General features: G+C 42.6%; 22 protein-coding genes. 6 read left to right on the forward strand and 16 right to left on the reverse strand.

Going from position 1 to position 22,530, the window contains the following annotated elements:
* Position 1 precedes the first annotated feature (1 nt).
* The 7 genes from pyrF to SHALO_RS11005 form a co-directional block, all read right to left on the reverse strand.
* Positions 2–685 (reverse strand): orotidine-5'-phosphate decarboxylase, encoded by a 684-nt coding sequence (gene pyrF / locus SHALO_RS10975; protein ID WP_069478566.1) that lies wholly within the window; start codon positions 683–685, stop codon positions 2–4.
* Complete coding sequence (gene nusB, locus SHALO_RS10980) at positions 686–1,093, reverse strand: transcription antitermination factor NusB (protein ID WP_069478567.1); 408 nt, start codon at positions 1,091–1,093, stop codon at positions 686–688.
* A gap of 9 nt (positions 1,094–1,102) precedes the next feature.
* Entirely contained in the window at positions 1,103–1,567 is a 465-nt protein-coding gene (ribH, locus tag SHALO_RS10985) for a 6,7-dimethyl-8-ribityllumazine synthase (RefSeq protein WP_025345531.1), read from the reverse strand.
* A gap of 71 nt (positions 1,568–1,638) precedes the next feature.
* Positions 1,639–2,247 carry an acetate uptake transporter gene (locus tag SHALO_RS10990; RefSeq protein WP_084010886.1) on the reverse strand — a complete coding sequence of 203 codons (609 nt, stop codon included), beginning with the start codon at positions 2,245–2,247 and terminating at the stop codon, positions 1,639–1,641.
* 69 nt (positions 2,248–2,316) lie between these two features.
* Positions 2,317–4,407 carry a 5-histidylcysteine sulfoxide synthase gene (gene ovoA / locus SHALO_RS10995; RefSeq protein ID WP_069478569.1) on the reverse strand — a complete coding sequence of 697 codons (2,091 nt, stop codon included), beginning with the start codon at positions 4,405–4,407 and terminating at the stop codon, positions 2,317–2,319.
* Position 4,408: 1 nt separating this feature from the next.
* A complete protein-coding gene (gene kdsA / locus SHALO_RS11000; protein ID WP_069478570.1) occupies positions 4,409–5,209 on the reverse strand; it encodes a 3-deoxy-8-phosphooctulonate synthase in 801 nt (266 codons plus the stop codon).
* On the reverse strand, positions 5,206–6,057 hold the full coding sequence (locus tag SHALO_RS11005; protein WP_069478571.1) for a DMT family transporter: 852 nt from the start codon (positions 6,055–6,057) through the stop codon (positions 5,206–5,208). The genes kdsA and SHALO_RS11005 overlap by 4 nt, the downstream gene beginning before the upstream one ends.
* Before the next feature lie 129 nt (positions 6,058–6,186).
* Here SHALO_RS11005 and SHALO_RS11010 point away from each other — a divergent pair, with 129 nt between their 5' ends.
* The 6 genes from SHALO_RS11010 to SHALO_RS11035 are packed head-to-tail and all read left to right on the forward strand — an operon-like array spanning position 6,187 to position 13,857.
* Positions 6,187–7,257, forward strand: coding sequence for a mechanosensitive ion channel family protein (locus SHALO_RS11010; RefSeq protein ID WP_069478572.1), 1,071 nt, complete (start codon positions 6,187–6,189; stop codon positions 7,255–7,257).
* Positions 7,258–7,304: 47 nt separating this feature from the next.
* Positions 7,305–8,759, forward strand: coding sequence for a ribosome biogenesis GTPase Der (der, locus tag SHALO_RS11015; protein ID WP_069478573.1), 1,455 nt, complete (start codon positions 7,305–7,307; stop codon positions 8,757–8,759).
* Positions 8,749–9,285 (forward strand): shikimate kinase, encoded by a 537-nt coding sequence (locus SHALO_RS11020; protein ID WP_145923287.1) that lies wholly within the window; start codon positions 8,749–8,751, stop codon positions 9,283–9,285. The genes der and SHALO_RS11020 overlap by 11 nt, the downstream gene beginning before the upstream one ends.
* A 9-nt stretch (positions 9,286–9,294) precedes the next feature.
* Entirely contained in the window at positions 9,295–10,260 is a 966-nt protein-coding gene (gene trpS / locus SHALO_RS11025) for a tryptophan--tRNA ligase (protein WP_069478574.1), read from the forward strand.
* Between the two features lie 8 nt (positions 10,261–10,268).
* Positions 10,269–11,513, forward strand: coding sequence for a serine--tRNA ligase (gene serS, locus SHALO_RS11030; protein ID WP_069478575.1), 1,245 nt, complete (start codon positions 10,269–10,271; stop codon positions 11,511–11,513).
* A 1-nt stretch (position 11,514) separates the two neighbouring features.
* The gene (locus SHALO_RS11035) at positions 11,515–13,857 is read left to right on the forward strand and encodes a tetratricopeptide repeat protein (protein WP_069478576.1); all 2,343 of its coding nucleotides are present in this window, start codon (positions 11,515–11,517) and stop codon (positions 13,855–13,857) included.
* A 48-nt stretch (positions 13,858–13,905) separates the two neighbouring features.
* Here SHALO_RS11035 and SHALO_RS11040 read toward each other — a convergent pair whose 3' ends face one another.
* From SHALO_RS11040 to SHALO_RS11080, 9 genes are all read right to left on the reverse strand, one after another.
* Positions 13,906–15,465: a 2-isopropylmalate synthase gene (locus SHALO_RS11040; protein WP_069478577.1), complete on the reverse strand. Its 1,560-nt coding sequence runs from the start codon at positions 15,463–15,465 to the stop codon at positions 13,906–13,908.
* A gap of 209 nt (positions 15,466–15,674) precedes the next feature.
* Positions 15,675–16,409 carry a CDP-diacylglycerol--serine O-phosphatidyltransferase gene (pssA, locus tag SHALO_RS11045; RefSeq protein ID WP_069478578.1) on the reverse strand — a complete coding sequence of 245 codons (735 nt, stop codon included), beginning with the start codon at positions 16,407–16,409 and terminating at the stop codon, positions 15,675–15,677.
* Positions 16,396–17,058 (reverse strand): phosphatidylserine decarboxylase, encoded by a 663-nt coding sequence (locus SHALO_RS11050; protein ID WP_069478579.1) that lies wholly within the window; start codon positions 17,056–17,058, stop codon positions 16,396–16,398. The genes pssA and SHALO_RS11050 overlap by 14 nt, the downstream gene beginning before the upstream one ends.
* Positions 17,051–19,018, reverse strand: a complete 1,968-nt coding sequence (ftsH, locus tag SHALO_RS11055; protein ID WP_069478580.1) for an ATP-dependent zinc metalloprotease FtsH — start codon at positions 19,016–19,018, stop codon at positions 17,051–17,053. The genes SHALO_RS11050 and ftsH overlap by 8 nt, the downstream gene beginning before the upstream one ends.
* The gene (locus SHALO_RS11060) at positions 19,019–19,846 is read right to left on the reverse strand and encodes a 50S ribosomal protein L11 methyltransferase (RefSeq protein WP_069478581.1); all 828 of its coding nucleotides are present in this window, start codon (positions 19,844–19,846) and stop codon (positions 19,019–19,021) included.
* Positions 19,847–19,851: 5 nt separating this feature from the next.
* Entirely contained in the window at positions 19,852–20,217 is a 366-nt protein-coding gene (locus SHALO_RS11065) for a chemotaxis response regulator CheY (RefSeq protein WP_025345547.1), read from the reverse strand.
* 68 nt (positions 20,218–20,285) lie between these two features.
* Positions 20,286–21,008, reverse strand: a complete 723-nt coding sequence (hisA, locus tag SHALO_RS11070) for a 1-(5-phosphoribosyl)-5-[(5-phosphoribosylamino)methylideneamino]imidazole-4-carboxamide isomerase (protein WP_069478582.1) — start codon at positions 21,006–21,008, stop codon at positions 20,286–20,288.
* Positions 21,008–21,619, reverse strand: coding sequence for an imidazole glycerol phosphate synthase subunit HisH (gene hisH, locus SHALO_RS11075; protein WP_069478583.1), 612 nt, complete (start codon positions 21,617–21,619; stop codon positions 21,008–21,010). The genes hisA and hisH overlap by 1 nt, the downstream gene beginning before the upstream one ends.
* Positions 21,616–22,521, reverse strand: a complete 906-nt coding sequence (locus SHALO_RS11080) for a PDC sensor domain-containing protein (protein ID WP_025345550.1) — start codon at positions 22,519–22,521, stop codon at positions 21,616–21,618. The genes hisH and SHALO_RS11080 overlap by 4 nt, the downstream gene beginning before the upstream one ends.
* Between the last annotated feature and the right edge of the window lie 9 nt (positions 22,522–22,530).

The following is a 22,530-nucleotide window of genomic DNA, read 5'->3' on the forward strand; positions in this document are numbered from 1 at the left end:
TCTAAATATTTTCGATAATTTTCTTTACGATGCCCAGCGGATCTGCGCTGTGATAGATCGGTCGCCCCACCACAATAAAATCAGACTGCTGCGCTTTTGCCATCTCCAAATCAGCCACTCTCTCTTGGTCATTACTGCTCTCACCAAAAGGACGAATGCCTGGTGTTAACGTTAGAAATGAGGTCGCTGTTTGCGCTTTAATCGCTAAGCTCTCATAGACGGAGCAGACCACTCCATGCAAACCACTCTCATACGCATCTTTAGCAAAATCAACCGCTTTTTGGGCAATGGGCAGATGGTAAATCGCTTCAAAAGAGGCGTTATCAAAACTGGTCAGTGCGGTTACCGCTAAAACAATCGGTGGGTTTGGAAGCGCATTCACACGCTCCATGACCATACGCATCGCTTTGACGCCGCTAGAAGCATGAACGTTGAACATATCCACACCTAAACTTACCATCGATTCTGCAGCATCTGCCATTGTGTTGGGGATGTCGTGGATTTTGAGATCTAAAAAGAGTTTAAAATTAGGATTGATCGCCTTGATCTCATGCAAAAGTGCTTCGCCATCTCGAATAAAAGAGCGAAGCCCCACTTTAAGCCAAACGTCTTCACTTTTGAGCTTTTGAATCAGAGCGATATTTTCAGCCTTACTTGGTAAATCAAGCGCAACACAGAGCTTCATCTATTTGGCTTCTCCATCTTTACAAATCGCGTCTAAAACACCGTTGATAAACTTAGGACTTGTCTCGTTGCACAGCTTTTTCGCCAGTTCAATCGCTTCGTTGATGATAACCGCGTTATCGAGTTCCGAGTACAAAACTTCATACGCGCCCAGTCTTAAAATGGCACGTTCAAGCGTTCCAATTTCACTGAGATTCCACTCTTTCAGATGAAGATTGATCGCTTCATCAATAATGACTAAATGCTCTTTGACGCCATGGTACAACCCAAGGGCAAACTCTTTTTGCTGATTTCGAATCTTTTTTTCTTCAAAAAGTTCGTCTATAAATTTTTCAATGCCTGCATTACCAATATCTTCTGCGTACAAAAGGGTGATAATGCTCTCTCGTGCTTGATGTCGTGTTGCCAAAGCGTTTCCTTATAGGTGTTTGTAAAGGCTAATGAGTTCGATCAAACCTGTCATGGCTTCAAAGCCTTTATTGCCGGCTTTACTGCCCGCACGCTCGATCGCTTGCTCGATATTATCGGTGGTTAAAACACCAAAGGTGACGGGTTTTTGATACTTAAGTGCCGTATTGGCAACGCCTTTGGTCGCTTCGGCGGCTACGTAGTCAAAATGAGGCGTACTGCCACGAATAATCGCACCGACACAACAGACCGCATCGTACTTGCCACTGCTTAAGATTTTATCGAGCGCTAAAGGAATTTCATACGCCCCAGGGACTAAAATAAGGTCTAAATTCTTCTCATCGCCACCGTGACGAATAAACGCATCTTTCGCACCCTCGACCAAACGATCGGTGATAATATGGTTAAATCGGCTGTTGATAATCGCCACTTTTTCTTTACCATTTAGGGAGAGTTTTCCTTCAATAATATTCATAATGTTCCTTTTTTACTTTCTCTCATAATACACTATTTTTCGTTACACTTTGATTAGAAGAGGTTGAGGAACTATTTAAAGATGCCTAGAGGCTTACCAATCGGTAAAAATGACTTTCCAAAATGATGATTAAGTAAGATAGCTCCAGAGCCATAAAACGAGAGAAGTGCAATGCCGAGTTCCGCATAAGCGGCTAGCGTATGCGCGCCATGAAACCATCCAAATGTGTCGCCAATCAGCCCTAAAAATAGAAGATCAATCAAAATAAAAATCGCAAGCAGAACCTTGTTGGTCTCTACCGCACCAATGGTCATAAAAAGCGTGAAAACAAGATACCCAATGAACGCAAAACCAAGCTGTTTGCCATCGGCTTGTGACGCAATAACGTCACCAAAGAGACCCAACTTAATCATCCACGACAACGCCACGCCAAACCAAAAAAAGGCATACGCGCCAAAGGCAGTCGCCCCAAATGTGTTATTGTGTTTAAAGTCAAAAAAACAGGCAATGAGCTGAACAAAGGCGCCTAAAAAAATAGCCCAAGGCAAGACGAGCGAAAGCCCCAGCGTCAACCCCAATTTTTGTGATGAAGCGACCAGTGTCACCATAGCCAAACCAAAAAGCCCCAGTGGCGTTGGGTCAGCAACAATATGTTTAATGTGTTGAATATCTTGAGTCACGATGCACTCTCCCTTTATTTAAAATAAAGAGAGAATTGTAGTCTAACGTTCTAATAATCGCGTGACAATTTACTTTTTCTTCCACACGCTTACATGTAAAGATTTTACGACCTCTTTTCGCGCACTTTCATGGGTACTCAAGCGCATCTCCACAGGCATTACATGTAAATCAAAAAAGGGCGATAAATGCTCGCTTAGTGCATCGAATGTACTGTATTTTTCGCCATTTTTCTTAACGCCACCGAGCCATTTGGCACGAGGTGTTTTGGCTTCATCCCAGTCGTAACTACTGGCAATGACTAAAAATCCTTGCGGATTGAGACGCTCTTTGATCTTCTCTAAAAAGAGTGCAGGATCGTACAAGGTATCGAGCATATCATTGGCTAAAATGAGGTCGTAGCCATCAAAATAAGGCTTCATATTGTGCGGATCAGCCTGCCAAAATTCTACTTTTTGGATCTTTGGAACAATGCCAAAATCGCTCAAATTTTTCTCGATAAAGAGTGCGAGTTCACCCTCTTCCTTTAAAGTATATTTGAGTTTGCCACTCTCTTTAAAATTGGTCGCAAGTCTGACAACGCGCGCCGTGAATTCAATGCCATGCACCATCTCAAAATGACGCGCAAGCGCAAAGGTTCCACGCCCTACCCCACAACCAATTTCAAGGGCCTTAGTTTTTTCACCGCCAAGCGCGATGCAAAACTGAGCCATTGTTTCATAATAGTTGTTCTCAATTTCTCCAAAATGCGCATCACACATTTTGGCAAGTGCAAAGTCTGTCTCGTAAAAGACCGAATGTGTCTCCACGGACTCATTGGATTCAATGTAGCGAAAGCCCGCATGTTGGTAAAAATGGCGACGAAACGCGTAACGAGACGCTCGAATGATTTCATTGCCCGTGCTAATCCACGAACCGCCTTTGATAATGTTATGCCTGTCATCAAACGTAGGAACGGAAAAATCATCGTAAAGCGGATGTACGGCAAAGCCATCAAACCCATTCATCGGCGTCTCGCTCCACTGCCACACATTGCCGATGACATCGTAAAAATCACCAAAGGCAAAGGTATCGACAGGCACGCTTGAGGCAAAATACTCTAGGTTGATATTGGCAGGTGCTTTGTCCCAAAACGGCTCTTCAATCTTTACATGTAAATCCCGAAGAACATACCACTCCTCTTCACTCGGAAGGCGAATCGACCTGCCCGTTTTGGCACTTTTCCAGTTGCAAAACGCTTTGGCTTCGAGGTAATTGATCTCGACAGGCCAACTCCATGGCATGGGGATTTCTTCTGCCATCAAGCGAAGAAAATAGCCATCATTATCTTTACTCCAAAACAGAGGCATTGTCGCATTTTTATACGTTTTCCACTTCCAGCCCTCTTCATTCCAGAAACGCTCATTTTCATAACCAGCATCTTCGATAAAGCTCAAAAACTCGGCATTTGAGACAAGATATTTGGACGCTTTGAACTCCTTCACCTCTTTTACATGTAAACCGTATTCGTTATCCCAACCGTACAGTGCATCGTCTCTTTTTTTCTCCAAACGAAGCGTCGTACCGTTTACATGTAACAACTCATTGTGCACAATTGGCGTGTCCAGTGGGCAGACTTTCCAAAAATCGCTCGGCTTTACACGTTCAAGTGGCAATTGGCGAATCAATACCGATGACGTCTCTAAATGAATGCGCTCATGCTCAATCCCCATCATAATCGCCCAAAATGGACTTTCCCACGAAATAGGCATCGAAAGTGGCAACGTATCAATCAACTCTAAGATCTTAACTTTAACGGCGTCACGGTAAGCTTGAATTTCAGCAATTCTGGGCCATTTGTAGTGCGATTGATTCAGATCATCCCAACTCATCTCGTCCACACCAATCGCAAAAATCGACTCAAATGTGGGGTTAATGCGCTTATCGATCAACTTGGCAAGCACCAATTTATTGATAAAAAAGGTTGCGGTATGTCCAAAATAAAAGACAAGCGGATGACGCAGAGGATCGGCCGTGAGGTAATAACTCTCATCATCTTTCATCAACTCAAAGAGTTTCTCATAGACCGTATAAGTTTTGAGAAAATACTCCCTGATTTCCTGCCTTTTTTGCTCGCTTGTTCCCTGATTGAGAAGAATGTTGCGCGTTGGGATCAGTTGCATCTTATGCCTTTAAGCTGTCTTGAATCGCTTTAATATCTTTGAGTGCCAAAGCTAAATCTTCTAAATCAAGCATATTGGGGCCATCGCAGAGTGCCTCGCATGGATTAAAATGCGTTTCAAAAAAGAAACCATCCACGCCAACAGCTGCAGCTGCGCGTGAAAGCGGACGGACAAATTCACGTTTTCCACCACTTTTGCCCCCCTCAGTTCCAGGCATTTGCACCGAATGGGTTGCATCAAAAATGACAGGCGCAAATTCACGCATAATGCCAAAACTACGAGCATCGACGACTAAATTGCCATAACCAAACGTTGAACCGCGCTCTGTGAGCCACACGCCTGCTTTTTTGGCGGCTTCATAACCCTCTTCTTTGACACCTCTGGTATCGAGCACTTTTTTAACCGAATAGCGCATATCCGCAGGATTTAAAAATTGTCCTTTTTTAACATTGACTACGCATTTGGTCTGTGCCGCTGCGACCAAAAGGTCAGTCTGACGACATAAAAACGCTGGGATTTGAAGCACATCAACGACTTCGCCGACGGGTTTGGCTTGCGTATAATCGTGAATATCGGTTAACAGTTTATAGCCAAACTGCGTTCTCACCTCATCCAAAAGCTTCAAACCCTCATCCATTCCAGGTCCCCTGAAACTATCGATACTGGTACGATTGGCTTTATCAAAACTGCTTTTAAAATAAAAATCAATGGTTGGGTCTTCGTGATAACTTACTAATTTTTCTGCAACCCGAAACAGGCTGTCTCTGCTTTCAATGACACACGGTCCTGCGATTAAAATCACTCTTTCTCCTTTGCTACGATAATTCCGCTCATTACGACTAAGAGTATACCAAATAGTCCGATAATATCTGGTAAACCATCTCCTAAAACCACGCCGATAATCAGCGAAAAGAAGATAATAGAATACCCAGCCGCCCCTACAATTCCCGCTTTTGTGGTCGCAAATGCCTTGGTCATGTAGATCTGTCCAATTGCCCCAGACAAGCCCATCAAAAGAATATAAAGCCACTGAATCCCCACAGGAGCAATGAACTTTCCTAACATAAAATCAAACATCGGTGTGTGAAAGTATTCACTCAAAACCATAAAAAGTGCAGGAAAAAACGTTCCGGTTGAGACAAAGGCTAAGACAATGACGCGCGTATCGTAGACTCTATTAAGCTCTCTCACACTCGTATACGCCAATGCCGCCCCCAAACCGCTGAAAATTCCAAAAAGATCGGTTTTGGAGAGCATGAGTCCGTTTGGTTTCATCACACAAACAATGCCAATAAAGCCAATAAAAACCGCCACCCATCCTTTCCAACCAATGGTCTCTTTTAAAAAGAAAAATGCCAAAATAGCGGTGAAAATAGGCGCGGTTCTGGAAAATGTGATCGCATCGGCGAGGGGAATATGCGCGATATTGTAGAAAAAAACCAGCATGGAAGCAAACCCAATGAGAGCTCGAAAAAGGAGTAACCAAGGCTTTCCACCCACTTGTTTGATGGGAAGTTTGAAGATGCTAAGGGCTACAAAAATCATCGTAACGCCATTACGAAAAAAGACCACTTCCACCGAATCCATATTTTGACTGAGCACCTTAGCAAAAGCCCCATCAAACGCAAAACTAAACGAGGAGATCAGCATAAACAAAACGCCTCTGTTTATACCGCCAATAAACTGTCTCAAAATAACTCCGATCGATCCTAAGTGCGTTATCTTAATCAATTCTGTGTTAAAATCCGTTGATTTTTCGATCTTGATTAGGGAGAGTAGATGAATCTTCAGCCATTTTTAGAGTACACACTGTTAGGACTCCCCGTTGCCCATATCACCATTGCCCTTGCCATTTTTCTCTTTGCACTTCTTTTTAAAAATATTCTTGCCGCCATCATTCTAAAACCCTTTAAAACCATTGCAAAACGCACCAAAACGACGACCGATGATAAACTGATCCTCGTCGCTGAAGAGCCTTTAAAATTCTCTATCATTCTTGTTGGTGCCTATATTGCGACGTTGTGGCTTCCTTTTTCTAACTTTGATCGGGTCGTTGATTTGATCATTAAATCCTTTATTACGTTTATGATTTTTTGGATTTTGTACCGTATTGTCGATAGCTTTTCCAATATTTTTAATTTTTTCTCTTCTAAATTTGGCAAAGAACTGAGCGAAGATATTCAACATTTTATGATTAAAACCATGCGCGCACTGATCATTGTGCTGGGGATTATGGCGGTTTTGCAAGAGTGGGGAATCAATGTGAGTGCGTTTGTCGCCTCGTTAGGTCTTGGAGGTTTAGCCTTTGCACTCGCGGCTAAAGACACCGTTGCCAATCTTTTTGGCTCGTTGGTCATTTTTACAGACCGCCCTTTTAAAGTCGGTGATTGGATCGAAACGCCCGCCGTTGAGGGGATGATCGAAGAGATTGGTATTCGCTCCACCAAAATTCGTACCTTCGCACAAGCGCTGGTAAGCATGCCCAATGCTACCCTTGCCAATACGCCGATTACCAACTGGTCACGCATGGGAAAACGTCGTGTAAAAACGCGTCTGGGGCTGACGTACAACACCTCCGTAGAGCAGATGCAGATGATCCTCAAAGAGATTAAAGCGATGCTTAAAAAACATCCTGATGTGCACCAAGAGACGATTTTAGTCAGTTTTGATGAGTTTGATAACAGCGCTTTGAGTATTTTCCTCTATTTTTTCACCAAGACGACAGTTTGGTTAGAGTATTTACATGTAAGAGAAGATGTCAATTTTAAAATCATGGAGATAGTCGCGCGTAACGGTGCGCAGTTCGCCTTCCCTTCTCAGACGCTCTATGTCGAGAGTTTACCAAAATAACAGCAAACACAGGGTATAATCAAGTCAATTATGTACTAAAGGTTACTATGAAAAAAATTGCCATTATCGGGCTGCCCAATGTGGGAAAAAGCTCTTTATTTAACCGTATCGCGAAACAACGCATCGCAATTACGTCTGATTTTAGCGGAACAACGCGCGACATCAAATCGCATCAAGTTTATATCACCGAAAAACCATGCCTTCTTTTAGACACAGGCGGACTCGACAAATCCACAGAACTCTTTGAAAATGTCCACACGATGTCGATGGAAGCTGCCAAAGTAGCCAACATCATCGTCATGGTGGTCGATGGTAAAATGCGCCCAAGCGATGAAGAGAAAAAAATCTTTTACGCCCTTCAAGCACGTAAAAAACCGATCGCTTTGGTCATCAATAAAATTGACAATGACAAAGAGATGGAGCGTGCGTGGGAGTTTGACGAATTTGGAGCCGAATTTGTCTTCCCCATCTCCGTTTCACACAACCGTGGCGTAAGCGCTCTTTTGGAGTGGATCGGAGAGCTTCTTCCTGAGGTTGAAGGTGCGACTCCTCCTCCTATCGAAGCAGAAGATGAGAGCGAAGAGGACGATTTGGACGATGAGGATGAATACTGGGACAATGAAGGCGTCGTTGACGATGAAGAAGAACCCTTACTCGAAGAGATCAAAGAAGAGGTCGAAACCAATCAAATCAATGTTGCGATCATCGGACGTGTCAATGTCGGTAAAAGCTCCCTTCTTAACGCCCTTGTTGGGAAACAACGAGCCGTCGTGAGCAGTGTTGCGGGTACGACGATTGATCCTGTGGATGAGAGCATCGAGTATGAAGACAAAGTCATCAACTTTGTCGATACCGCTGGACTTCGTCGTCGTGGCAAGATCGAAGGCATTGAAAAATTTGCTCTGATGCGCACCAAAGAGATGTTGGAGCGTGCCAACATTGCCCTGCTTGTTTTAGATACGAGTGAGCCTTTTTTAGAACTGGATGAGCGTATTGCAGGATTGGTGGAAGAGAACCATTTGGCATGTATCATCGTGCTGAATAAATGGGACAATCCACTCGCCGATTTTGAAAAAATCACTGCAGAAGTGCGAGACCGCTTTAAGTTTCTCTCTTACGCGCCACTCATTACGGTTTCTGCGAAAAGTAAACAACGTGTTGCAAAAATCAAAGATATGATTTTATCGGTCTATGCGAATTATTCACAACATATTCCAACGCGTCAGCTCAATGAGATCATCAAAAATGCGACCATTAAGCATCAGATCCCCAGTGATCACTCTAAAATCGTTAAAATTTACTTTGCAACCCAATACCTCACCAAACCGCCTCGCATCGCTTTGGTTATGAATAAACCGCGCTCCTTGCACTTTAGCTACAAACGCTACCTTGCCAATAAATTGCGTGAGAATTTCAATTTAGAAGGCTCTCCAATTTTGCTTTATCCACGTGCTAAAGGTGAGCGAGATAACGAACAGGAAAATAGCGGTGCTGAATCTTAAGAATAAAAATGTCGTTTTGATTGGCTTTATGGGTGTGGGCAAAGGTACCATTTCCAGAGCGCTGATCAAAAAAACCAAACGTTTTGGTGTCGATACCGATGATTTGATCGAGAGTATGGAAAACCGAAAAATCAAAGCTATTTTTGACACGGATGGCGAAGCGTACTTTCGTAAACTTGAGAAGAAAACGGCTAAATGGCTGGAAAAAAATGTCAAAAATGCCATTATCTCCACAGGTGGCGGTTTTTTCAAGGTCGATAATCTGGATGATATTGGAACGATTGTCTACCTTCGCTCTTCGTTTGATGGCATACTCAAACGTCTTCGTGAACATGAAAATGCCGATCTTAAGCTGGCAAAACGACCTTTGATGAGCGATAAAGCCAAAGCCAGAGCGCTATTTAAAGATCGATCAGTGTTGTACGAAGCAAAAGCGGACATCATCATCGATGTTGAAGATCGAACCATTGAAGCGATCATAAAAGAGATCATTGCAGTACTAAAGTTAAAAACAGAAAAAGAGTAGGACAGATTGATGAGAGTATTAACAGGCATTCAACCCTCTGGTGCACTTCACATAGGTAACTATTTTGGTGCGATCAAACAAATGGTCGATCTTCAAGAAAAAAGCGATCTTTTTATCTTCATCCCTAATTACCACGCGCTCACCTCGCTCAAAGATGGTGTGGCACTCAAAAACAATACCCTTGATGCGGCGATTAATTTTATGAGTCTGGGCATTGACCCGACCAAAGCGACGTTATGGGCACAGTCCGATGTCAAAGAGGTGTTGGAGCTTTACTGGGTGCTTTCAGGCTACACGCCGATGGGTCTATTGGAGCGCGCACACGGCTACAAAGACAAAGTCGCCAAAGGCATTGCAGCCAATCACTCTCTCTTTTCCTATCCTGTTTTGATGGCAGCGGATATTTTGCTCTACGACGCCGAAGTGATTCCTGTGGGCAAAGATCAAATTCAACACGTTGAGATTACACGCGACATCGCGATTAAATTCAATAATGAGTTTGGCGATATTTTTAAAGTGCCTGACTTCAAAGTTGATGACAATGTCGCAACGGTTCCAGGTCTTGATGGTGCTAAAATGAGTAAAAGCTATGGCAACACGATCGACATCTTCTGCTCCGAAAAAGAGCTCAAAAAAGCGACGTCACGTATTGTGACTGACTCGACGCCAATGGAAGAGCCAAAAGATTATCTTACATGTAACGTGTTTGCGTTGGCTAAACTCTTTTTGGAAAAGGACGAAGTAGTTGCATTGCAGGCGCGCTACCAAAAAGGTGGCGAAGGGTATGGGCATTTTAAAGCGTATCTTGCCACACTCATTTGGGACTATTTTGCGCAGGCTCGTGAAAAAAGAGCCTATTATGTCGAGCATAAAGACGAAGTATTTGCTATCTTAGATGAGGGCGCAGCAAAAGCGCGTGCCATTGCCTCTGAGAAAATGCGTGTTGTTCGTGATCTTGTTGGAATTTATCGTTAAGGGAAACCATGTTAGATATTAAACTCATACAAAATGATTTTGAAAGCGTTGCGCAAAGCCTCAGAAAGAAAAAAGTCGATGAAAGTCTTTTAGAAGAGCTTCGTGCGATCTCATTGGAACTTAAAAGTGCACGTCTTGTTTTAGAACCACTTCAAGCAGAGCAAAATTCTAAAAGTAAACTCTTTGGTGTGTATGCGAAAGAGGGAAAAGATGTGGGTGCACTTAAAGCGGAACTCTCAGAGAATAAAGCAAAAATAGCTGATGCGCAAGAGATCGTACGTTCATTGGAAGAGAAACTGGAAGCATTAGCGACCATCATTCCCAATATGCCCTCCCATTTGGTGCCAGAGGGTGAAGATGAGAATGACAATGTGGAACTCAAACGCGTTCTTGAACCCAAAGTTTTTTCCTTTACACCCAAAGAGCATTGGGATATAGACAGTGCGCAAAATTGGATCGATTTTGAACGTGGCGTTAAACTGGCTAAGAGTCGTTTCAGTGTGTTAAAAAATGAAGCAGCACGACTGGAACGTGCGTTGATTAATTACATGCTCGATTTTAACCGAACGCGAGGCTTTGTCGAAGTCGCCGTTCCTTACATTGTGAATCGTGAAACGCTTATGGGAACAGGACAACTACCAAAATTTGAAGATGATCTCTTTAAAATTGAGGGTGAAGATCTCTTTTTGATTCCAACGGCGGAAGTGCCTGTGACCAATCTTTTTAGAGATGAGATTTTAACTAAAGAAGAGTTGCCGCTTAAAATGACCGCCTATTCTGCTTGTTTTAGAAAAGAGGCTGGTAGTGCGGGTAAAGACACGCGTGGTATGATTCGCCAACACCAATTTGACAAAGTAGAATTGGTCTGCATCACGACACCTGAACAAAGCGAAGCTGTTTTTGATGAGATGCTTACATGTGCCTCCGATCTTCTCACTTCCCTTGGACTTCCGCACCGTCATTTGATGCTCTGCGGTGGCGACCTTGGCTTTAGTGCCGCCAAAACGGTGGATCTTGAAGTCTGGCTTCCGGGTCAAAATAGATACCGTGAAATTAGCTCCGTCTCTAATACGTTTGACTTCCAAGCACGCCGTGCCAAAATCCGTTTTAAAGACGAGGGTAAAAACCGTTTAGCGCACACACTCAATGGCTCTTCCTTAGCCGTGGGTCGAACGCTTATTGCGATTATGGAAAACTACCAAATGGAAGATGGTACTGTCTCCATTCCAGACGTTTTGAAAAAGTACATGTAAGATGGCAGAAGAAGTCGTTATCCTCGAAGCGGATCCCTTAAGCACAAGCGAAGAAGAGGGATTTGCGCCGATAGCAGAGGAAGGCGCTGAGGAAACAGCCGCCACTTCTGCCCTCCAAAATGAAGAGGATGAGCAAAAAAGCAAATCGAAGAAAAAATTGCTGATTTTACTCATTTTGGGATCGATACTACTTCTTGGGATCGTGATTGCCATCGTGATCATCATCCAAAATAAAAACAGAGCTGCCAATATGCCTGTAGCTGTAGCGCAAGTGGTTGAAAAACCTGTGCTCAAAGAGCAATTTTCCCCTTCAAAATTGGAAGGTATGATCAAAAAAGCGCATCTTCTGTATGAGCAAGGAAACAAAGATGACGCTCTTAAAATCTATGAAAAAATTGCCACCTTCAATGAAGCCATCTCCTACTACAACATCGGTGTCGCAAAACTCAAAGAACAAAATTTTCCAGAAGCCTTAGAAGCGTTTAAAAAAGCGATTCAAAATAAAGAACACCGCACCATTAGCGCTATTAACGCTGCGGTATGCGCACTTGAGATGAAAGATAACACGCTTTTTACCTATTACATCGATCTTGCATTTGCATACTTGCCTGAGGAGAGTAACGCCCCACTCTACTCCTATTATGTAGGACTGGTGCATTACTATAAAGATTTTTACTATGAAGCACTGAGTGCTGTATCGCATCCGAGCAATGATTTTTACAAAGAGGATCAAGAGTACCTCTCGTCTAAAATATTAGCGTCGCTCAATTACAATGCGTATGCCCTCTCCACGCTTGAAAAAATTGAAAAAATGAGCGATTATTTTACCCTTGGTCTTTTGCAAGCAAAACTAGGCGAGTTTTCAAAAGCAAAAACGTCCTTGCTAAAAGCACTTCAAAATGACCGCGAAAATCCCAAAATTAAAATGGCATTGGCGATGGTTGAAAATAAAATGGGCAACCTCGGTAATGTCGCTTCACTGATGGGCGAAGTCTACAAAGTCCGCGACACGGATGCTCAACCCATCTATAAAATGCACGCTATTTTAAAACCGTCTCTTTTTGATGTGGACAAAGCGCAAATCGAGTTTGAGAAAGAGCTCTTCTTCAATGATGAAAATACCTATAGCCTTATCTTTTACTATGCTCCGTATAAAGTATTTGATGCCAAGCAGACGATTGATTACATCCGAAAAGGCAGTATGAATATTTTTATTGATGAGATAGGACCTGCTCTTTCGTATTTAAAAGCGAGCTCTACGATCTCTAAAGTCAATATTGCGATCAGCAAAGGGATTAAAAAAGCACTCGATTTTCATGTCTACGAAGCAAATGATATTTTTGCAAAAATGGTAGAAGAGTATAAAAATCACTCCATTTTGCACTACAATTTAGCCCTCACCTACGCACAAATGGGCGATTATGCCGCAGCGTATAAAAACTTCTCTAAAAGTTACCATCTTGACAGCAACAACTACCTTGCCGGTGTTTTTGCTTTAATGAGTGGAAATTTGATCGGCAAAGACATCACCAAACTCTCAGAAGATGTCAAAGAGAGTATTAACAAAAATCAGACATTGGAAAAAGATAACCTTTACGCTTCGCTTACGCACCTCACGGATGGAAACCATTTTTCCCTCACGCGTTGGATTGAAAAAGAGAAAGAAGATAGTCCTCTGAGTCTTATGCTCAACATCATCGCAGCACAAAAGCTCAATAATGAGCGCATCTACCGCTTAAGCACGCAAAAACTTCAAGCACTTCTCCCTAAAGATATTATTTCCAATATCATTGCGTTTAATGTAAAGCACCAAAAACAGGACATTAAAAATTATGCTAAAGCGATTCAAATGGAGTTTAACCGTCTTCCTTTGGATTATGATGCCTTCTATTTTGGTCCTAAAATTGTGAAAGAGCAGTACATCAAACTGCTTCAAATTGGAGGCTTACTGCATCAAAAACGCGACAGCGTAAGGGTTAAAATGGAAGAAGAGCGCATTGATATTCCATCCATCATGCAAACCCTTGCGTACATGGAAATCTACACGAACAATTTTGAAGAGGCATTTTCCCTTTACAATAAACTCATTGATGATTACGGCAAAAAAGACACCCATACGATTTTTCTAGCCTCGGTCGCGGCGATTGGTGCAGGGCACAGTGAAAATGCGATTGCACTTTTGGAACTCTCAAAGCTAACCGATCCTAGCAATGTGGAGAGTAAATATGCCCTTGGGTTGCTCTACCAAGAAGTGGGAAATTTTGAAGCGGCTAATGCGCAGTATCGTAGTATTGGAAATATTGGTTTTATCTCAGATTATTTTAGTTTTGCGATTCAACGATAAGCTTACATGTAAAGGAAAAAACCTTTACATGTAAAGATTTTCAAGAGGCTAAATGCCCTCTTCATTGCCCATTTTAAGGGTTCGTAAGTTATCTCGCATCGAGATGTAACTGTTGAGTGCGCCAATGTACGCTTTAGCGGTTGCTAGCATCGTATCGACACTTAAACCATGCCCCATAATTGCAGGTTTGCTCTCATCAAAAACCACTTTTACAAGCACTCTTGCCATCGCATCTTTGCCTTGCGAAACGGCGTCCACTTTATAATCTTTAAGCTCACCACTGACCCCACACACACGATCAATCACTTTAAAAATCGCGTCCATCGTGCCATTGCCAATCGCCGCATCGGTGATCTCTTTGCCATCATGCAAAATAGTCACAGCCGCACTCGGAACGCCTCCAGGTGCACAATCAGAGAGTTGTAAACGTACCAAGTCAAAGACCTGAGGAATTTTTGTGATCTCCTCAGCCACAAGGGCACGCAAGTCATCATCAAAAATCTCTTTTTTCTGATCGGCCAAGATTTTAAAGCGATCAAACGCCTCATTGATCTCTTCATCTTTCAGCTCATACCCAAGCGTGCTCAGTTTATCTTTAAACGCATGTCGACCTGAATGTTTGCCAAGGACGATTGAGTTTTTATCAAGACCAATATCTTTTGCACTCATAATCTCATACGTTTGAGTATGTTTTAACACGCCATCTTGGTGAATGCCGCTCTCATGTGAGAAGGCATTTTTACCGACAATCGCTTTGTTAGGCTGAGGCTCAATACCCGTAATGGAAGAGACCAATTTGCTTGTTGGGTAAATCTCTTTGATGTTAATGTTCGTCTCATAGCCACTAAAATGATCTTTGCGCGTACGAAGCGCCATCACGATCTCTTCTAACGCCGCATTTCCAGCGCGCTCACCCAAGCCGTTGATCGTACACTCCACTTGACGTGCACCATTTTCAATACATGCTAAAGAGTTCGCTACAGCCAGACCTAAGTCGTTATGATTGTGCACCGAGATGATGGCACGATTCCCTACAAACTCGCTCAACGATTTGATGATAGCGCCCATCTCTGTGGGCAAACGGTATCCTACGGTATCGGGGATATTGAGCGTTGTCGCACCCGCGTTGATGACCGCATCTAACACCTCTTTAAGAAAGCTTACATCGCTGCGTCCTGCATCTTCACAGCTAAACTCGACATCATCGCAAAAGGTTCTAGCATACTGAACCGCTTCCACCGCTTTTTTGATCACTTGCTCGGGCGTCATTTTGAGTTTGTATTCCATATGAATTGAACTGGTTGCAATAAAGGTGTGAATTCGGTTCATCTTTGCTTTCGCCACAGCCTCGCCCGCTGCTTTAATGTCACGATCCAGTGCGCGAGCAAGAGAGCAGATACGGCTCTTGGTTACCGCCTCACTAATGCGCGCAATCGCATCAAAATCACCAGGACTTGCCGCAGCAAACCCAGCTTCGATGACATCCACCCCCAATTTTTGGAGTTGCAATGCAATCTGAATCTTCTCTTCGGTATTCATAGAAGCCCCAGGGCTCTGCTCACCATCACGTAAAGTGGTATCAAAAATGATAATTTTAGGGTTACTCATGGGTTATTCCTTAGTAAATTTGTTTGAAAAATGAGAAAAGTAAAAAAGAGTTAGAGGAAGAGGAGGTTTTGCAGGAGAGCGTTTTTAATCTCTATCTTGGGTAAATTTTTGATCGATTTCATAATGCCAATATCAACGCTGTTCATCGCTTCTCCTTTAAGTAAGATACGTGAGGTAAAGTAACTTTACCTCAAAGTACGCGTATTATACTAATTTTTATGAAATTTGGCAACGACGAAGTTATAAATACCGCGCGTCAGACCATACGCTAAATAGGCGGTAATTAAAAATGTTCCGACTTCAATCGGATAGAGATAAAGCATTGAAAAAACAAGAATCAAATAGACCAAAATTTTGATCAAATGACCTTTATGCATATCGATCTTTTTAAAGCTTGGGTAGCGAATATTGCTCACCATTAAAAAAGAGAGAACACCCAAACCAATAAGCATAATCCACTCAATGCCGTGCATAAAAGTATGTTCGCGGTAGAGCAAAATCCACATGGAGACAACAACCGCCGCCGTAGGAATGGGAACACCGATAAAAACAGAAGGCTCAGAGACACCAATCATAATGTTAAAACGAGCCAGTCTAATCGCACCAAACACCACATACATAGCGCACATCAGTGAGCCTAGTTTGCCATACATATGCCCTACGCTAAAGTAAAACAGCATAGCAGGAGCTACGCCAAAAGCAACAATGTCGGCTAAAGAGTCAAACTCAGCACCAAATTTACTTGTCGCATTGGTCATACGAGCGACTCTTCCATCCAACCCATCAAAAATGAGAGAGAGCAAAATGTAGACCGCAGCTTTTTCAAATTGTCCATTGGCGGAAGCAATAATACTAATCACGCCTAAAAAAGCACTTGCTGCTGTAAAGAGATTGGGGAAAATATAGATCAGTTGGAGTTTATTGCCATTGCTATTTTCTATCATCGGTATCCTTGTACGCAAGATAGCCTAATACGCTTGACCCTGCTTTGACTTCATCACTTAATGAAACTTTAATGCGCGTATCAAGAGGCAGTAAAAGTGCCACCTCTCCATCGCGTAAAAAGCCCAATCGTTCACCCGCTTTAAAGGCGCCTATTTTGGAGAAAAGTGTAATCTTTTGGCTCCATAGACCCGCACTCACAATCATTTTGATCGGGGCAAAAGCACTCTTACATGTAAGCCCTTTGCGCTCAGCCATCAAGGCAAAAAGAGGCGATGTGGAGGGCATAAACAGTCCAAAACGTTTTTTGATCTCTAAAATTTCCATGCCAAGCGGTGCGCGTAAAACACCCACATCCCAAAAGGATTTTCGAATGACAAGGCGCAATGCTTCACTGCCATCACTCAAACTTATTTTTGAAATGTCAGTGACCTTACCATCCAATGGCGCAATTAAACAGCGCTCATCGTCTTCTTCAGCAATACGTTCAGGATTGCGGTAGCTATAAAGGGTTCCTGCAAAAATCAGAAAAAACACCCATGATAAAAACGAGAGTGCGTAAAAAAGGAGGAAAACCATGAACGCTAAAACGACTTGGTTCCATCCCTCTTTTGCAATAATGTGTGTTGAAGTAAACGACCCGTTACGCATCAGTCTTAGGTTCTTCTTCAGAAATTTTTGACTCGTGTCTCACGAGGGGAGCTTTGAGCTTTGAAGGAATGTTAAATTCAATTTCAAATGCTTCAATGACCGCACGTAGCTGAACGCCATCAATCGTCTCATACTCACTCAGTTTGGACACAATGCGCTCAATACACTCACGATACTCTTCCAAACGCTCCTTCACAATCACGTAGCGCGCTTGAAGCGTCTCTTTAATGTGCTCATCCAGTTTTTCAGCCATTTTCTCACTGTAATCTTTACTTGTTCCACCATTTAAGAAAACATTACGCTGTTTTTCAAGAACCATCAATCCTGCCACATCGCTCATTCCGTAAATGCTGACCATCGATTTGATAATATCTGTTGCACGCTCCAAGTCATTGCCAGCACCGGTTGAAATTTCACCTAAGAAAACCTCTTCCGCCGCACGACCACCCAAAAGCACATCGACTTCAGCAATCAGCTCATGCTTTTGCATTAAAAATTTATTCTCTTCGGGCGTATTAAGCGTATAGCCAAGGGCTGCCAGTCCTCGTGGGATGATAGAAACCTTCGAAACTCTCTTCGCTCCCTTGGTTGTTTCCGCAACCAAAGCATGGCCACTTTCATGATACGCTACGATGCGTTTCTCCTCTGGATTAATGCGTCTACTTTTTTTCTCCAAACCTGCAATGGCTCGTTCAACTGCGTCAACTAAATCAATTTGCTCTACATACTCTTTATTTTTACGTCCACCCAAGAGTGCTGCTTCGTTAATAATATTGGCAAGATCAGCACCCGCAAGTCCTGCAGTTAACCGTGCAATCTCTTCAAGGTCAATATTTTTACCAAGTTTAATGTCCGCACTATGAACTTTTAAAATATCTTTCCTGCCTTGAAAATCGGGCTTATCGACCAATACTTGTCTGTCAAAGCGACCAGGTCGTAGAAGTGCAGCATCTAAAACTTCGGGACGATTCGTTGCGGCGAGGACAATCACCGGTGATTTATCGGAGCTAAAACCATCCATTTCGGCGAGCAGTTGATTGAGCGTTTGTTCTCTCTCATCATTACCACCCATCATACCGTTCGCAGCTCTACTTTTACCAATCGCATCAATCTCATCGATAAAGACAATAGCCGGAGCCTCTTTTTTAGCGTTTTCAAAAAGATCCCTCACACGACTTGCACCCACACCTACAAACATCTCGATAAAACTTGAACCTGAAACAGAGAAGAAAGGAACACTCGCCTCTCCCGCAACCGCTTTGGCAAGCAGGGTTTTACCCGTACCTGGAGGGCCTACTAACAGCACACCTTTAGGAATTTTAGCGCCTAAACTCATGTAGCGATCCGGAAACTTGAGGAAATCAACAATCTCTTTCACTTCCTCTTTTGCCTCTTCCACACCTGCGACATCTTCAAATTTCACTTTTGGTTTTTCTGAATTGACAAGCTTTTTACTGCTTCCCATGCCGAGAATTCCGCCACCCATATTTTTTTGCATTTTGTTTGCCAGAAACATCCAAATACCAAAGAAAACAAAGACAGGAAGTACCCATGAAAACAGAATTTCGGTTAAGATATTAGACTCATTGTAACCGCCATAGCCCACTTTTTTCTCATCCATTAAAGGAATAAGCGTGCTATCTTCGCCGACTTTTTTCACAACATAAACTGTTTTTTGGGCACCTTCAGGAGAAAAGGCTTTGATCGTGGTTTGACCAATGGCAACATAACTGATTTGATTATTGCGAATAAGCTCTTTGAGCTCATAATAACTAATATTTTTAGTCGCGCTGTTTTGCCCACTAAACGTAGCACCCACAGCGGGGTCAGAGACCGTCGTAAAATTTTTAAATAAAACGACGATGACAATGGCAAAAATCGCAAACATTAAGAGTGGATTTTGATTAAAAAAGTTATTTTTCTTTTCGTTTTTGTTATCGTTTTGATTATTTTGACTCATCTAATTCCTTTGTAGCACGAGTGTAAACCACTCTTCTTTTTGATACTTTTCAACCAATTTCATCGAAGAAAACTTACTTTCTACTTTATCGACGTATTTATCTAAAATGCCAGAGAGTATCAGTAATCCACCCTCTTTGACTGCTTTTTGTAAATCACTGGAAAGCATAATCAGTACATCTGCGATAATATTGGCAACAACAATGTCATACTCTTTTTCACGTTTTTGAACCGAACCTGTCCAAATGCGATGAAAACTTTCATGATTGAGCTTAAAATTTTCCGTTGCGCTATCGGTCGCTTGGGCATCCGTATCGCACAGATCCACAATGGCACCACACTTTCGTGCCGCAATGCTTAAAATGCCACTACCGCACCCAACGTCTAAAAGTTCATTGCCTTCTTTGACATAGTTTTGCAATACCATGAGACAACCGTACGTTGTTTCATGGTGTCCTGAGCCAAACGCAAGGGCTGGATCAATAATAATATTTTTCTTGTTCGCAATGCCCTCCACCCAGCTTGGATGAATGTAAAAGTCGTTTACATGTAAAGGTTGTATGGAATTTCGATACTGCTCTATCCAATCTTCATTCTTTTTTACTAAAAGCTTTGTGTCAAGCGTAATCTCTTGACCAAGAGCGTTCGTAAGCTCTTTGGCAAAGGCTTCCACACCAAAAAGAACTAACTGCAACTCTTCTTCACTGCGTAAAATCAGTGTGCCTTCATTCTCTTCAATAGCCTCATCGCTGAGGCTCATGATAAAGTCAAGAAAAAGTGGGTATTCACTACTAGGGGTTATTTGAAGTTCGTTATAGGTTTTTTCCATTCAAATTAACCTAAAACATCCTCAAGTTTTTCTTTAAGAACTTGTGGGGTAAAAGGCTTAACGATATAGTTGTTGACACCCGCTTTAAGCGCTGTAATCACTTCTGCCTTACCACCTTCTGTTGTGACCATGATGATTGGCATACCTTCATATTTTTTTTCAGCTCTAACTTTACGAACCAAATCCAACCCATTCATCTCAGGCATATTCCAATCGGTAATCAGCACATTAATATCTGGTGTGCGCTCCATGATCTGCCAGGCTTCCACACCATGTTCTGCTTCCAAAACGTCATCAAATCCTAATCGCTGTAAGGTGTTCTTAATAATACGGCGCATTGTCGAGCTATCATCTACTACAAGCAGCTTCAATGTCACTCCTTTTGTCGTTAAGTTATTGCTATGGGTTAAATTCTAACCAAGTTTAGTTTGAACTTAGTTTAAAGCGTTTCTTTAGCGATATACGCAAAAGCTTCACGCAAATCTAAGCTCCCCTCATAAAATGCTTTTCCCACGATGACACCAGAAACCTTGCGGCTCTGCTTCAACGAGATAATATCGTCTAAATTCTTTAAACCTCCACTCGCAATCGTGGCAATGCCTGAAGCTTCTGCGATGGCAAGTGTAAAATCAAGATTAACGCCACTGAGCATTCCATCACGCCCGACATCGGTGCAGATGATCGCTTCAACCCCTGCATCGGCAAACGCACGTGCCAAATCCGTCGCTTTCATCGTGGATTTTTCAGCCCAACCTTCTACGGCGACATACCCATCAATGGCGTCAATACCGACGACCACACGGTATTTTTGCGCCATCTCTTTGACAAAAGCGGGGTTTTTCAAGGCGATGGAACCTAAAATGACGCGATCAATGCCTAAATCGACATAGCGACGAATCGTCTCTTCATCGCGGATTCCGCCACCCAATTCTAGTTTTAAATGACAGTTTTCCCGAATCTTCTCAATTTGCTCAAGGTTTTTAGGCTCACCGGCGAATGCCCCGTTTAAATCAACCAGATGCACCCATGTTGAGCCCATCTCTTCAAACACTTTTGCCACTTCCCAAGGCTCATTCGAGTAAATTTTGGCACTCTCCATCAGCCCTTTGGTAAGGCGTACGGCTTTGCCATCTTTCAGGTCTATCGCTGGTAAAATATCCATCATAACTCCACAAAATTCTTTAAAATTGCCAATCCATTGGCATGGGATTTCTCAGGGTGCGGCTGAAAACCAAAAACATTGTTTTTTTGAACGGCACTGGGAAATTCATAGCCGTACATTGTTTTACCAATGGTGTATTGGTCATCACACTGCGCATGAAAACTGTGCACAAAATAGAGGTAAAACGACTCTGGCATCCCTTTAAACAAAGGTGTCTCTTTCTTTACATGTAATTGATTCCAGCCCATGTGTGGTACTTTAAGGCGCTGATCAAACCGTGAAGTATCAAACTTCACGATCTCTCCTTCAATGAGCCCAAGCCCAGCACAGTCACCAAACTCAACACTGCTTTCAAACAGCAGTTGCATGCCAAGGCAAATGCCTAAAAGCGGTTTGCCTGAAATAGCAAACGCTCTTACCGCCTCATCAAGATTTCGCTCTTTTAGGCAACCCATCGCATCTTTAAAAGCACCAACTCCTGGTAAAATGATCTTATCAAATTTCGAAACCGTACCGGCATCTTTGACAATTTCAACCGCAACACCAAGCTTTTCAAACGCATTGGTAACGCTCCTGAGATTGCCCATATTGTAATCAATCAACCCTATCATGAATCTCTCTTTTGCGGAATAGATTTAAGGTAAAACGCAAGCCCAAAGAGAAGGAATGTGACACCTCCAAGCAGGTAAACCGCGTATAAAATGTGCGCCGCGTCAATAATTGCAAATTTAAAGACGAGCATTAATGCCTCAATCGCAAGGGCGATAATGATGGAGCCTAAAAAACGCACCATCGTTTTGTGCATGCCTCCACCTTCATCTTTTTCATTTCGACCTAACACTTCCTCTTCAAAGATCGTTTTCACCAGATCAAAAATGGCTAAAGAGAGTGTGACCAAAATGGTTGATTCAAACATCGCTTTAATATCAAGAAGATTAAACTCAAATCCATGCATAAACAAGCTACGCATCCCATTAAAAAGTAACAGAAGAGCTATCGCCAATAAGCAAAGCGAAAAAACGGTATAGATCACTTGGGAACTTTTTCCAAAAACAGACTGTAACGACGAAGGGTGGGCAATTTTTAAAATGTGCTCCAAAGAGACATCGATACAGGCAATAAATTTTAAAATCCCTTGCTCATCATAAATAGGATAAGAGGCTGTCACTGTTAAATCGTTGGTCAATGTTGAAGGATACGGGTCGCTTAAAACACAACGTTTTTCGCGCACGGCACGGTAATAATAGGACTTGCCACTACGGTTTTGACCGAGTCCTCCTTTACGGTGTGGATCATCGGTGATGTTATTGATGACCTGATCGCCTTTGTTATCAAGCAAATAAAGGGCTTCAAACTCTTCCACTTCGTGGACAATTTTATCTAAACTCGCGCTGATGACATCCAAATTGGGTTCAGGCATACGGTTCGGGATATTGCGCGTAAAGAGATAGCACAAATACGCTCTTGCTCTGGTTCTAACTTCAGAAAATTGCTGAATCTCACGAATAACCATATCGCTTAC

The organism is Sulfurospirillum halorespirans DSM 13726 (assembly GCF_001723605.1).
Taxonomy (GTDB): domain Bacteria; phylum Campylobacterota; class Campylobacteria; order Campylobacterales; family Sulfurospirillaceae; genus Sulfurospirillum; species Sulfurospirillum halorespirans.

What these genes read in the sequence shown, in the direction of transcription:
- pyrF (WP_069478566.1), bottom strand. Translation starts at nt 685, where the DNA reads ATGAAGCTCTGTGTTGCGCTTGATTTACCAAGTAAGGCTGAAAATATC.
- ribH (WP_025345531.1), bottom strand. Translation starts at nt 1,567, where the DNA reads ATGAATATTATTGAAGGAAAACTCTCCCTAAATGGTAAAGAAAAAGTG.
- ovoA (WP_069478569.1), bottom strand. Translation starts at nt 4,407, where the DNA reads ATGCAACTGATCCCAACGCGCAACATTCTTCTCAATCAGGGAACAAGC.
- SHALO_RS11005 (WP_069478571.1), bottom strand. Translation starts at nt 6,057, where the DNA reads ATGCTGATCTCCTCGTTTAGTTTTGCGTTTGATGGGGCTTTTGCTAAG.
- SHALO_RS11010 (WP_069478572.1), top strand. Translation starts at nt 6,187, where the DNA reads ATGAATCTTCAGCCATTTTTAGAGTACACACTGTTAGGACTCCCCGTT.
- der (WP_069478573.1), top strand. Translation starts at nt 7,305, where the DNA reads ATGAAAAAAATTGCCATTATCGGGCTGCCCAATGTGGGAAAAAGCTCT.
- trpS (WP_069478574.1), top strand. Translation starts at nt 9,295, where the DNA reads ATGAGAGTATTAACAGGCATTCAACCCTCTGGTGCACTTCACATAGGT.
- serS (WP_069478575.1), top strand. Translation starts at nt 10,269, where the DNA reads ATGTTAGATATTAAACTCATACAAAATGATTTTGAAAGCGTTGCGCAA.
- SHALO_RS11035 (WP_069478576.1), top strand. Translation starts at nt 11,515, where the DNA reads ATGGCAGAAGAAGTCGTTATCCTCGAAGCGGATCCCTTAAGCACAAGC.
- SHALO_RS11040 (WP_069478577.1), bottom strand. Translation starts at nt 15,465, where the DNA reads ATGAGTAACCCTAAAATTATCATTTTTGATACCACTTTACGTGATGGT.
- pssA (WP_069478578.1), bottom strand. Translation starts at nt 16,409, where the DNA reads ATGATAGAAAATAGCAATGGCAATAAACTCCAACTGATCTATATTTTC.
- SHALO_RS11050 (WP_069478579.1), bottom strand. Translation starts at nt 17,058, where the DNA reads ATGCGTAACGGGTCGTTTACTTCAACACACATTATTGCAAAAGAGGGA.
- ftsH (WP_069478580.1), bottom strand. Translation starts at nt 19,018, where the DNA reads ATGAGTCAAAATAATCAAAACGATAACAAAAACGAAAAGAAAAATAAC.
- SHALO_RS11060 (WP_069478581.1), bottom strand. Translation starts at nt 19,846, where the DNA reads ATGGAAAAAACCTATAACGAACTTCAAATAACCCCTAGTAGTGAATAC.
- hisA (WP_069478582.1), bottom strand. Translation starts at nt 21,008, where the DNA reads ATGGATATTTTACCAGCGATAGACCTGAAAGATGGCAAAGCCGTACGC.
- hisH (WP_069478583.1), bottom strand. Translation starts at nt 21,619, where the DNA reads ATGATAGGGTTGATTGATTACAATATGGGCAATCTCAGGAGCGTTACC.
- SHALO_RS11080 (WP_025345550.1), bottom strand. Translation starts at nt 22,521, where the DNA reads ATGGTTATTCGTGAGATTCAGCAATTTTCTGAAGTTAGAACCAGAGCA.